This is a genomic window from Streptococcus vestibularis ATCC 49124 (assembly GCF_000188295.1).
Taxonomy (GTDB): domain Bacteria; phylum Bacillota; class Bacilli; order Lactobacillales; family Streptococcaceae; genus Streptococcus; species Streptococcus vestibularis.
In genome coordinates, this window is sequence record NZ_GL831112.1 from 426,836 (window position 1) to 438,024 (window position 11,189).

11 protein-coding genes and 1 pseudogene are annotated in these 11,189 nt (G+C 40.0%); 10 read left to right on the forward strand and 2 right to left on the reverse strand.

Annotation, left to right across the window (positions count from 1 at the left end):
• Positions 1-98 precede the first annotated feature (98 nt).
• The 9 genes and pseudogenes from HMPREF9425_RS02260 (at position 99) to HMPREF9425_RS10180 (ending at position 8,598) form a co-directional block, all read left to right on the forward strand.
• Positions 99-959: a methionyl aminopeptidase gene (locus HMPREF9425_RS02260; protein ID WP_003096442.1), complete on the forward strand. Its 861-nt coding sequence runs from the start codon at positions 99-101 to the stop codon at positions 957-959.
• A gap of 1 nt (position 960) precedes the next feature.
• Positions 961-1,920, forward strand: a complete 960-nt coding sequence (locus HMPREF9425_RS02265) for a YihY/virulence factor BrkB family protein (RefSeq protein WP_003096444.1) — start codon at positions 961-963, stop codon at positions 1,918-1,920.
• A 90-nt stretch (positions 1,921-2,010) separates the two neighbouring features.
• A complete protein-coding gene (locus HMPREF9425_RS02270; RefSeq protein ID WP_003096445.1) occupies positions 2,011-2,520 on the forward strand; it encodes a QueT transporter family protein in 510 nt (169 codons plus the stop codon).
• Positions 2,521-2,570: 50 nt separating this feature from the next.
• Positions 2,571-4,529, forward strand: a complete 1,959-nt coding sequence (ligA, locus tag HMPREF9425_RS02275; protein ID WP_003093433.1) for an NAD-dependent DNA ligase LigA — start codon at positions 2,571-2,573, stop codon at positions 4,527-4,529.
• Between the two features lie 9 nt (positions 4,530-4,538).
• Entirely contained in the window at positions 4,539-5,552 is a 1,014-nt protein-coding gene (locus HMPREF9425_RS02280; RefSeq protein WP_003093200.1) for a diacylglycerol kinase, read from the forward strand.
• A 120-nt stretch (positions 5,553-5,672) separates the two neighbouring features.
• Positions 5,673-5,936 carry a hypothetical protein gene (locus HMPREF9425_RS02285; RefSeq protein WP_048788513.1) on the forward strand — a complete coding sequence of 88 codons (264 nt, stop codon included), beginning with the start codon at positions 5,673-5,675 and terminating at the stop codon, positions 5,934-5,936.
• A gap of 141 nt (positions 5,937-6,077) precedes the next feature.
• A pseudogene (locus HMPREF9425_RS10570) lies at positions 6,078-6,973 on the forward strand (helix-turn-helix transcriptional regulator).
• Complete coding sequence (locus tag HMPREF9425_RS02295; protein ID WP_003096449.1) at positions 6,970-8,121, forward strand: hypothetical protein; 1,152 nt, start codon at positions 6,970-6,972, stop codon at positions 8,119-8,121. The pseudogene HMPREF9425_RS10570 and the gene HMPREF9425_RS02295 overlap by 4 nt, the downstream one beginning before the upstream one ends.
• 12 nt (positions 8,122-8,133) lie before the next feature.
• Entirely contained in the window at positions 8,134-8,598 is a 465-nt protein-coding gene (locus HMPREF9425_RS10180; RefSeq protein WP_003096451.1) for a hypothetical protein, read from the forward strand.
• A 39-nt stretch (positions 8,599-8,637) separates the two neighbouring features.
• On the opposite strand, the gene HMPREF9425_RS02300 is transcribed toward HMPREF9425_RS10180, so the two are convergent.
• Complete coding sequence (locus HMPREF9425_RS02300) at positions 8,638-9,117, reverse strand: QueT transporter family protein (protein WP_003093479.1); 480 nt, start codon at positions 9,115-9,117, stop codon at positions 8,638-8,640.
• A gap of 72 nt (positions 9,118-9,189) precedes the next feature.
• Positions 9,190-10,017 carry an exodeoxyribonuclease III gene (locus HMPREF9425_RS02305; RefSeq protein WP_003093291.1) on the reverse strand — a complete coding sequence of 276 codons (828 nt, stop codon included), beginning with the start codon at positions 10,015-10,017 and terminating at the stop codon, positions 9,190-9,192.
• A gap of 1,006 nt (positions 10,018-11,023) precedes the next feature.
• Between HMPREF9425_RS02305 and HMPREF9425_RS10185 the strand changes: the two genes are divergently transcribed.
• Positions 11,024-11,188, forward strand: a complete 165-nt coding sequence (locus HMPREF9425_RS10185) for a hypothetical protein (protein ID WP_003094874.1) — start codon at positions 11,024-11,026, stop codon at positions 11,186-11,188.
• Position 11,189: the final 1 nt, after the last annotated feature.

Below are 11,189 nucleotides of genomic sequence, written 5' to 3' on the forward strand. Positions count from 1 at the left end.
TACTCATGGTAATCATACGGTTTGTAAGTCAGTAGTAGTGGTCAAGAAAACTTAATAAGCCATTTAAAATTAAAGAAATAAAGAAAACGGAGAAAATAATGATTACACTAAAATCAGAACGTGAAATTGAAGCGATGGATAGAGCGGGAGATTTTCTTGCAAGTATCCACATTGGCCTACGTGACCTCTTAAAACCAGGAGTGGATATGTGGGAAGTAGAAGAGTATGTGCGTCGTCGTTGTAAAGAAGAAAATGTTCTACCGCTTCAGATTGGGGTCGAAGGAAGCATCATGGACTATCCTTATGCGACATGTTGTGGTCTTAATGATGAAGTAGCACACGCCTTTCCACGTCATTATATCTTGAAAGATGGAGACCTCTTGAAAGTTGATATGGTCTTGTCCGAACCGATCGATAAGTCAGTGCTTGATGTATCAAAATTGGATTTTGATAATGTTGCGCAAGTAAAAAAATATACAGAATCATATACTGGTGGTTTGGCTGACTCATGTTGGGCCTATGCGATTGGAACGCCTTCTGATGAGGTTAAAAACCTTATGGAAGTAACCCGTGAAGCCATGTATCTTGGTATTGAACAAGCGGTAGTTGGTAATCGTATCGGTGATATCGGCGCAGCTATCCAAGAATACGCTGAAAGTCGAGGCTATGGTGTCGTTCGTGATTTGGTAGGACACGGAGTTGGACCAACGATGCATGAAGAACCAATGGTTCCTAACTATGGAGTGGCCGGACGTGGTCTTCGCCTTAAAGAAGGAATGGTCTTGACCATCGAGCCAATGATTAACACAGGAACTTGGGAAATCGATACAGACCTTGAAACTGGTTGGGCTCATAAGACACTTGACGGTGGCCTTTCTTGTCAATATGAGCACCAGTTTGTTATTACTAAAGATGGTCCAGTAATTTTGACTTCTCAAGGCGAAGAAAGAACTTATTAGTATGAAACGACAAGGCATAATGGCCCGTCTCCTAGATAAGCTTCAATGGCGCCCTTTGCAGCTTTACCTTAGACATTATCGTAGTGCTGAGATAGATATTTCTAGTATTGCCGTGGCTTATTATTTGATTTTGACGGTCTTTCCGCTCATTGTCATTGCGGCAAATGTTTTTCCCTATCTGAATATTGATACGACTGATCTCTTGAAGTTTATGAATGAACACCTTCCTAAGCAGTTTTATGCACCTGCAGCCAACGTTGTTCAGGATATCTTCTCGACACCTTCAGGACAGTTGTTGGGAGTTGCCTCTTTGACGGGATTCTGGACCATGATTAAGTCCTTGTCTTCGCTTCAAAAGGCGATTAACAAGGTATATGGTGCTTCAGAACACCGTGATGTCTTTATTAGTCACATTGTTGGTGGTTTCATGAGTCTCGTCATCTTGTTCTTACTCACCTTTGCACTAATGCTATCTACGATTATTCAGTCGGTTCTTAGAGTTATTACACAGACCTATCCTATTGGTTCCAAGATGACTCAGCTTATTTTAAATAGTATCCAGCCTCTGAGTATTGCAGTTGTCTTCCTGGGAATGATGGTGCTTTATTTTGTACTTCCGAATGTGAAGATTCGAAAAATCCGCTATGTTATGCCAGGGACTATCTTTACGACTTTAGTGATTGGCTATTTAAGCAACTTGTTTGGAACCTATGTGATTCGTACCTTGAGTCGATTAGTTGATATCAAGTTATTTGGATCCATTATGATTTTCGTCTTCATGCTTTGGTTCATCTTTTTGGCTAGGATTTTGATTTTGGGTGCTGTCTTTAATGCGACCTATCAGGAACTTAAACAAGGTGAACTGCACAGTAGAAGGGGTGACGTGCTTACCATAATTCAGCATTTTTCTGGAGACGGTAGTGACAGCAAAAAACAAAAAAACGATGAGGATAAGTCTTAGAGCATAAAGAGAGCTTGGCGAAGCCCAGGCTCTTTTGACGGGAATATTATCCTTTGTAGATAATAAAAAGATAATGATTATGGAGGAAAAATGAAAAAACAAACTGTTCGTGATTTAACACATATTGCTATTGTGGCGGCTCTTTACGTGGTCTTGACCATTGTGCCACCTTTCAACTTAATTTCGTATGGTCCTTACCAGTTCCGTATTGCGGAAATGTTCAATCTTCTGGGATTTTATAATCGCAAGTATATCATTGCCGTTACTTTGGGGTGTGTGATTGCTAATTTCTTTAGTTTTAACATGATTGATGTGGTTGTTGGAAGTCTCTCAACGCTAGTCTTTGTTGGTTCAGGAGTTTATTTCTTTGACCGCTTTAAGAATCAAGATATTTTGGGTGGCCTCCTTGATAAGGCTCATGTTTATTTTGCTTTTTATTTTTCATTCTTCATGGTGACCATCGCTGCAGAGTTGACCTTGGTTACTCAAGCGCCATTTTGGGCTACTTGGTTCACTGTCGCTTTAGGAGAATTGGCGTCACTCTTAGTTGGTGCGGTCCTTATCAAGAAATTGGCCAAAGTAATCGATTTTGTTTCGTAAAATAACGTCTGTAAAGGCGTTTTTTGTTGCTTTTATGTTAAAATGTTCCTATGGAAAAACGAATGAAAGAGCTGGTTTCTAAACTTAACCAGTATGCAAAAGAGTATTATACGGAAGATAATCCATCGGTGTCAGACGCAGACTACGATAAGCTCTATCGTGAGCTTGTAGATTTGGAGGTTGAACATCCAGAACTTGTTCAAGCAGATAGTCCAACACATCGTGTGGGAGGGCTGGTCCTTGATGGTTTTGAAAAATATCAACATGAGTATCCGCTTTATAGTTTGCAGGATGCTTTTTCACGAGAAGAGCTGGATGCCTTTGATAAGAGGGTTAAGGACGAATTTCCTAATGCTGATTATATGGCTGAACTCAAAATTGATGGTCTCTCTATCTCGCTGACCTATGTGGATGGTGTTCTCCAGGTAGGTGCGACACGTGGTGATGGTTCTGTCGGTGAAAATATCACTGAAAATGTCAAGCGTATCTCAGATATCCCTCTTAAGCTGGATCAACCGCTTAATATTACAGTGCGTGGGGAGTGTTATCTGCCACGAGCTGAGTTTGAACGCATCAATATCCAACGTCAGGAGAATGGTGAAGCCGAATTTGCCAATCCACGTAATGCTGCAGCAGGGACTCTTCGTCAGTTGGATACCAAAGTGGTTGCGGAGCGTCGTTTAGCGACTTTCCTTTATCAGGAAGCTAGTCCAACGGAGCGTCTCACACAAAATGATGTCTTAAATGAAGTGGCAGAACTAGGTTTCTCAGTTAATCCACGACGCATTGTCACATCGTCGATGGATGAGATTTGGGACTTTATTCAAGCTGTCGGTCAGGATCGTGATGACTTGGCTTACGATATTGATGGCGTTGTTATAAAGGTCAATAGTTTAGCCATGCAAGAGGAATTAGGTTTTACAGTCAAGGCACCACGTTGGGCCATTGCCTATAAATTCCCTGCTGAGGAAAAGGAAGCAGAGCTTCTTTCAGTAGACTGGCAGGTAGGTCGTACAGGTGTAGTAACGCCGACTGCTAATTTGACTCCGGTGCAATTAGCAGGGACAACGGTTAGTCGAGCTACCCTTCATAATGTGGATTATATTGCTGAAAAAGACATTCGTATCGGTGATACCGTTATTGTCTACAAAGCTGGTGATATTATCCCTGCTGTTCTTCGTGTGGTAGAAAGTAAGCGTACGACACAGGAACCGATGGAAGTACCGACACAATGTCCATCTTGTGGCAGTGGTCTTTTACATTTTGAAGATGAAGTTGCCCTACGTTGTATCAATCCTTCTTGCCCTGCTCAGATCAAGGAAGGTCTGATTCATTTTGCTTCTCGTGATGCCATGAACATCGCAGGTATGGGACCTTCAGTAGTTGAAAAACTCTTTAAAGCTGAATTGGTTAAAGATGTAGCTGATATCTATGGCTTGAACAGTCAAGATTTCCTCCAATTAGAAGGTTTCAAGGAAAAATCAGCTGAGAAACTTTATTCGGCCATTCAAGTCTCAAAAGAAAATTCTGCAGAGAAATTGCTCTATGGCTTGGGGATTCGTCATGTTGGTGCCAAGGTTAGTAAGCAATTGTTAGAAGCTTTTGGAAGTATACAAGAGTTAGCCAGTGCGGATGTCGAGGCTATTGCTGCTGTAGATGGTTTAGGAGATGTTATTGCCAAGTCCATCCAGCGCTATTTTGCTAAGGAAGAGGCTCAAGTTCTTATGAAAGAACTGGAATCCTATGGCGTTAATTTGTCCTATCTTGGACAAAAGGTGGCAGATGATGCTATCTTATCTGGTAAGACAGTTGTTTTGACAGGGAAATTGGAGCATCTTAAACGTAGTGAAGCAAAGGCAAAACTAGAAGCTCTGGGTGCTAAAGTGACAGGTTCTGTCTCTAAGAAAACAGATTTAGTGGTTGCTGGTAGTGATGCCGGAAGTAAGTTGGAAAAAGCACAAAGCCTAGGAATTGAAGTAAAAGATGAGGCTTGGTTGCTGGATTTATAGGAGTTCAATATGAAACAAAAACGTGCCCGCTTAATTTATAATCCAACATCTGGACAAGAAATTATGAAAAAAAATGTTGCTGAGGTCTTGGATATTCTGGAAGGTGCTGGCTTTGAAGCGTCAGCCTTTCAAACAACACCAGATGAAAACTCAGCAAAAAATGAGGCCACTCGTGCAGCCAAAGCAGGCTTTGACTTAGTTATTGCTGCAGGTGGCGATGGAACAATCAATGAGGTTGTTTCTGGGATTGCCCCGCTTAAAAAACGCCCACAAATGGCGGTTATTCCAACGGGAACGACAAATGACTTTGCACGCGCCTTGAAGATTCCAAGAGGGAATCCTGTTGAAGCAGCCAAGGTTATTGCTAAAAATCAAACCCTTCAAATGGATATTGGTCGTGCCTATGATGACAAATACTTCATCAATATTGCGGCTGCGGGTTCCTTTACGGAGCTAACTTATAGTGTGCCTAGCCGCTTAAAGACAGTGCTTGGTTATTTGGCTTACCTTGTTAAGGGGGCAGAGTTGCTTCCACAAGTTAAAAAGGTTCCTGTCCGTATTACGCATGATGAGGGTGTCTTTGAAGGCGGCCTTTCCATGATTTTCGTTGCCTTGACCAATTCAGTTGGTGGCTTTGAAACGATTGCCCCAGATGCTAAACTGGATGATGGTCAATTTACACTAATCATGGTTAAGACAGCCAACCTCTTTGAATTGGTAGACCTTATTCGTCAGGTTCTCCAAGGTGGTAAACACATCTACGACAAGAGAATTTCCTATATCAAAACAAGTTCACTAGATATTGAGCCTTTAGGTGAAGATCGTATGATGATCAATCTGGATGGAGAATACGGTGGTGATGCCCCAATCCACCTTCAAAATCTTAAGAATCACATTGAATTCTATGCTAATATTGATGAGATTTCTGATGATGCTATCACGCTTCCAGATACAGACGACTTGGCTCTAGAAGCTATTGCACAAAAATTCAGTACAGAAGCTGAAAAAATCGAAAATGATTAAGGTTAACCTTTAAGCAACCTAAGATAGGTTGCTTTTTAAGTATATTTGTAGAAAATGACGCTTTCATTTGTTACAATAGAAAAACTGGGAAATTGTTATATAGAATATTTAGAGGAGTGGATGTTTAATAAAGAGAATGAACATTATTTAAGTGATGTTCATCTAAAGAATGGTGATCAGGCTTTCGAGTCGGGTTTTAGTAATAAAGGGCCAGAGTTTGAATATGCTTTTCAGGAGGAAAAAGCTGAGAAGCGGCATTCCTTTTTGACTCTTGCTCTGCCACTGATACTCTTAAGTGTGAGCTGGGGCTTGGTCTTGTTATCTTGGAAGTATAAGCCAATAATTGTGTATCTGGCTGTAATTGTGGTATGTTTTGTCCTTTGAGTATAACGAAAAGAAAAAGGACTATTATTTGAGATATAATTCTGTGGCTCGTCGCTACTGGGGATGACTATCTATGATAATGAATAACTAGACAGCACTTTTTTTGTAATAAGAGGTTTGATTATAAAGGGGGATTTTATAATGACAGCATCAAAAACCAAACGTCTCTTGTATTTTATGTCCGAATTGGAAAAGGAAAATGACATTTCAAAAACGGACTACCTGGCTCGCTTTGGCATAAGTGAGCGTACACTTAAATAGGACGTGAGTGAACTCAAGGAAAATTTGATTGAGTTACGTCCAAATATGAAGGTTAAGTATTCTAGAAAAACGGTTCCTATCATTCCCAGTATGAACAGGGCTATGGTAACCTTAAATACAATCAGGCAGTTATCCTATCTAAGATTCTTTTAGAGAGTCGTGCCCTTCGAAAGGATGAAGTAGCAGAAATTATCAACATCTTTGTTGAGAGGGCTGTAGACGACAAGGAGCGCAGACGTATCAAGCGATTGACTGAGCTAGAACTAGATAGTTATCAAGAACTTAAGATTTATCAGAATCAAGATAAGTCACTCTTACCAGCTATTTCAGCCATTTTCGATGCCATTGTGGACCAAAGTCCTTTGTCTTTTAGTTACCGTAAGTCAGGAGAAAAAGTGGAGGAATATAAGGTCTTTCCGATTTCAGTCATTTTTGACAACCATTATTTCTACTGTATTTCTTACAAACTGGATGATAACTTTACTTGTGATTATCAGTTCTCTGAAATCCGTTATTTCCGTGTTGATCATTTCCAAACCATTCACAAATCTGAAAATGATTTGGCTTTCTCAATGCTTTTTGGTAATGAGTGGGCTCGAATTACCTTTGAGTATAAAGGACTTTACCGTGATGTCTTGGAATCCGATATTCCAAAACTTAAACTGCTAGAGGAAAGCACTAGTGATGGTGTTGATCAGGTCCGTTATGAGATTGAAATCTTTAGTTTATTAGGCTTTCAAAAGTATATTCAACGCTTTGAAGGAGGGAAAATATGAAAGAAAAGAAAAAAGAAATGCAAAAACAAGTCTTAACTCTTCTAGGAATCTTGATTTTTGCCTTTGTCAATGTGTTTATCTTTGATAATAAGATGGGTGCTGGTTTTTCCGCCTTCTCAACTATCACCCTGATGAGTATTGGACTCTTGTCTAAGCGCACCAGTCTGCGAGTTTTGGCTATTATTTCCTATCTCATCAATGTGGTAGTAGCCGTTTTTGGCTTCAACTATGTTGGTTTTCTAACAGCAGTTCAGGCCATTGAACTTATCTTCGTTATCTGGTATCTTTACCCACGTGACACGTTTTTGAGACGAGATACAACTGATAAGTACACTTACCGCTATCGTTGGATTCATTTGCTTTTGACGGTTTTAATCTCAATTGGAGGTTATATTGTTTTTGCAGTTGTTTCTAGTATTTGGGATGGTTCCTTCCTAGAATACGGTGGGAACACAGCTCTCATCTTTGCTATGCAATATTTGCTCTTTTTGAGCATTACCAAGTCGAGACAAGATGAACCGACCAAGGTTGCTCATTTGTTCCAAAAGGAACGCCGTACTAAGGAAATGAAAGCGGCAATAGAGGCCGAACGCCAAGCCAAAGAAAGAGCACTTGCACAAGCCTTCGAAGTACCTTTGAAGGCACCTAGTCAAACAGCTGCAAAATTTGGTAACAACATAGTCAAATTTGCATCTGTCTGGCTATTGGTAATGGACATGTCCATCTTGGCTTACTTCTTCCGTCCAAATGATGTTGGTTTCGGGTTTGGCGCCTTCTTTGTACTCTTGACTATTGTCTTGTCCTTGATTTTCAAATCTGAGGAAGACAAGGAGGACGTTTTCTCTATCATCTATCATAAGGTTCGTCCTATCCAACCTATTTTCTTCATTTTACTTTTGATTGCCCATGCGCATAAGTTTAGCTATGGTGCTGCTTACGCTCTCTTGTTCTCAGCTGCCTATTTCTTCTGGGCTATCAATAAGATTAATATGAAGACTCTCTTGACCTTTACAGTCATCATTTACTTCTTCCCAGTCTTTGGTTACCTTTCTAACCCTTACCGTCTAGGTGCTGAAAACCTTAAGATGGTAGGTGAACTGGTGACAGATCGTAATAAGTCTAATACCTTCTATCTTGGTCATTATTGATCACTTTTAGGCTTGCAAAGCGATGGTGAGTATGAAGGAATCCCTGCTTCTTGGCAGGCTGCTAAGTTCGCTGATATTCAGACATTCTCTGATGACAGTGATATCACTTCAGGTGTCTTCCAAGTGAATAGTCACAATGACTATGATTATGATTTACATTTAACAAATAACAAGGGCACCATTGAAGTCACAACTGGCTCTGGAAAAGATAAGAAAGAATTACAGTTCACGGAGTTTGCCAGAACCTATTATCGATATGAAAAATTGAAAAAAACAGATAACCAAAAGCGTTATAAAGATTTTTACAAGATAGGTACTGTTTCGACTAAGTTGGGAACCTATAATCTTTACCTCGAAATGAATCAAGATTGGGTTGATGACTATCAAAAAGATCCTACTAATGTTGACTACCGTTTACTTATTTTTGGAGACAAACTGACACCAAAAGAAGCTTACGAAAAAGCATATCATTACTAAAAAAAGTATCTCTGCAATTTGCAGAGATACTTTTGTCTGTCAGTCTTTGTATCCTCGCTTAGTTAACTCTCGTACGAGTACAGCTCCCAAGATTGCAGGAACTATTTGCCCTAAGATAAGGTTAATAACGAGAGCAACATAAGGAAGTTTAAGTAGGGCGCTAAGCCATATTGGTACCACTAAGGATGGAATGAGTAGGATTGGGAGTATGATAAACCAGCTAGATAGCTTAATTTTACGGATGAGGTAGATGCTACCAGTTGCTAAAAAGCTGGCACAGAAACCACCGACAACATCAATCAATCCCAGGCCACCAAAAGAGTTAGCAATAGCATTTGCGAGACTGAGTGGGACAACCAAAAATGGAAAGATATAGGTTAATCCATATAAAGCCGTAGCCAGACGCATCTGAACAGCACCAAAGGAAATGGCTTGTGAGACAAAGAGGATAGCGATATAAAGGGCCATGATAATAGCTGAGAGAACAAGCTTTTGTGTAGGGTTAAGTTTAGATTTCATTATTTCTCCTTTATTGGGCATAGTAAAAGAGTAGTAGTTCTACTCTTTTAGGGATTTAGGTCTAGAGTTATTTTATAAGTCAATCTCTAAGACAATAGGTGTGTGGTCTTGGCGATCACCAGAGTTAATCATGTCTGATTTTGTGACCTTATCGGCAATACGATTTGAAGTCAACCAGTAGTCAATTCTCCAGCCTGTATTATTGATTTTAGATGTTTTGCTACGTTGAGCCCACCATGTATAAGCGCCTGTAACATCACCATTGAGGTGACGGTAGGTATCTGTGAATCCTTTGGCAAGGAGGTTAGTGAAGCCAGCACGTTCTTCATCTGTAAAACCAGGTGAACGACGATTACTTGACGGGTTAGCCAAGTCGATTTCCTTGTGGGCAACGTTATAGTCACCAGTCGCAAGAACGGGTTTCTGAGCGTCCAATTTGGCTAGGTAATCTGCATATTTTTCATCCCAGATTTGACGTTCAAGCAGACGTTTGAGACCGTCACCAGCATTTGGTGTGTAGACCTGTGTCACAAAGAAATTGGCAAATTCGAGAGTGATGATGCGTCCTTCACAGTCCATGGTTGAAGGCGCTCCGATTTCAGGATAAGTAATGATTGGCGTCAATTCTTTTTTATACAAGAACATGGTTCCAGCATAACCTTTACGGGCAGGTTCGACAGATGAACGCCAGGTATTGACATAGTCAGGGAAGTAGTCTTCTAAGATTTGCAAATGCTTTTTAGTTGGCCCTTTAGCAGATAATTTTGTCTCTTGAATAGCAATGATATCTGCATTTTCAGCGACCAAAGTATCGATGACAGCGCGTGATAATTGAGCGCGTGCAGAATCACTGGTAAGAGCAGCATTTAGGGAATCAATATTCCAAGAAATTAATTTCATGTGTACAGTTTCCTTCTTTGAATTGTTCCTATCTATTGTAGCAGAAAATAAGATATCAGGCGAGTTATGGGATTGATAAGAGAAGCTAGGGGGAGTATACTTAACCTAGATGGAGGTGACAATCAATGAAAAAACAAACACGCATTTGTTATTTGTTTGTAGTTCTCTTTTTACTACAAGTCATTCTTACAATCAAGATTTGGTGGTCACAGGGGCTAGTGCTTCCTCTTATCGTTTTTCCGGGAATGAGCTTTTTCTTCTTGCTATATTTAAGGTATCTCTTAGGCTACAACCTTAATCAATTTCCCTCAGAGCCCTTATTTGTCCTCCGTAGGTATGGTCTTGGAACCAGTTTAAATCCCAGAAATCCTCTAGGTTATAAGATTAGTCTCCTAATGGTCATGGGTGTCTTGATTTTCCTCTTTTGTCTGAACCTGTTCTCTCTTATAAGTCATTAATCGTCTTACTAAGAGCAAGTTTCATATCTTTGTCATTATTGTCATCATACTTATTCTGTAATAGGATGAAAGGTAATAAGATAAAGAGAAGAGGAAAATTATGCGAGAGCTGTCAGAAGCAGAATGGATAAGTCGTTTTGAGTAAGTTCAGGGACGTAAGCCAAAATCTGATTAGCTACAACTGGCTTATCAGTCTGGCCTTATTGGAGTCTCGAAAAAATATAATTATATCTATATACTTTTAGGATCCCTAGTAGTAATCGTAGTTGCAATTGGTTTGACTCTTGTCACTAGTTCAGTGAAGAACGATAAACAGACTCAGTCGTCTTCCACAGTGGCTAGCTCGATATTCTAATCAACGGAGAATACTATCACTTCATCTAGTGAAATAATAAGTCAAACGAATCTAGCAGTGTAAGTATTGATACACCTGATCCTAACCATGCCAAGGAAGCCTCTTCGTTGAATGTCGGACAATAATATGTCTGTGGATGAAACCGATGCTGCAAATGGTAATAGCAGTTCTGAGTGTACCATTGTTTCGGTTTATGAGAGATGGGAAATGCTTCTGTTCACCGCTATTTCTTTACGATAAAAAAGACGGAACTCCCTTTGTTCCTTACTCAGTAACTACTAATGGTGGTGTGTATGATGTCAAAGAAACAGAAAACGCAGACCTTAAATCAGGATATGCAGACATTGTAAACAATTAAA

What these genes read in the sequence shown, in the direction of transcription:
- HMPREF9425_RS02260 (WP_003096442.1), top strand. Translation starts at nt 99, where the DNA reads ATGATTACACTAAAATCAGAACGTGAAATTGAAGCGATGGATAGAGCG.
- HMPREF9425_RS02265 (WP_003096444.1), top strand. Translation starts at nt 961, where the DNA reads ATGAAACGACAAGGCATAATGGCCCGTCTCCTAGATAAGCTTCAATGG.
- HMPREF9425_RS02270 (WP_003096445.1), top strand. Translation starts at nt 2,011, where the DNA reads ATGAAAAAACAAACTGTTCGTGATTTAACACATATTGCTATTGTGGCG.
- ligA (WP_003093433.1), top strand. Translation starts at nt 2,571, where the DNA reads ATGGAAAAACGAATGAAAGAGCTGGTTTCTAAACTTAACCAGTATGCA.
- HMPREF9425_RS02280 (WP_003093200.1), top strand. Translation starts at nt 4,539, where the DNA reads ATGAAACAAAAACGTGCCCGCTTAATTTATAATCCAACATCTGGACAA.
- HMPREF9425_RS02285 (WP_048788513.1), top strand. Translation starts at nt 5,673, where the DNA reads ATGTTTAATAAAGAGAATGAACATTATTTAAGTGATGTTCATCTAAAG.
- HMPREF9425_RS02295 (WP_003096449.1), top strand. Translation starts at nt 6,970, where the DNA reads ATGAAAGAAAAGAAAAAAGAAATGCAAAAACAAGTCTTAACTCTTCTA.
- HMPREF9425_RS02300 (WP_003093479.1), bottom strand. Translation starts at nt 9,117, where the DNA reads ATGAAATCTAAACTTAACCCTACACAAAAGCTTGTTCTCTCAGCTATT.
- HMPREF9425_RS02305 (WP_003093291.1), bottom strand. Translation starts at nt 10,017, where the DNA reads ATGAAATTAATTTCTTGGAATATTGATTCCCTAAATGCTGCTCTTACC.
- HMPREF9425_RS10185 (WP_003094874.1), top strand. Translation starts at nt 11,024, where the DNA reads ATGAGAGATGGGAAATGCTTCTGTTCACCGCTATTTCTTTACGATAAA.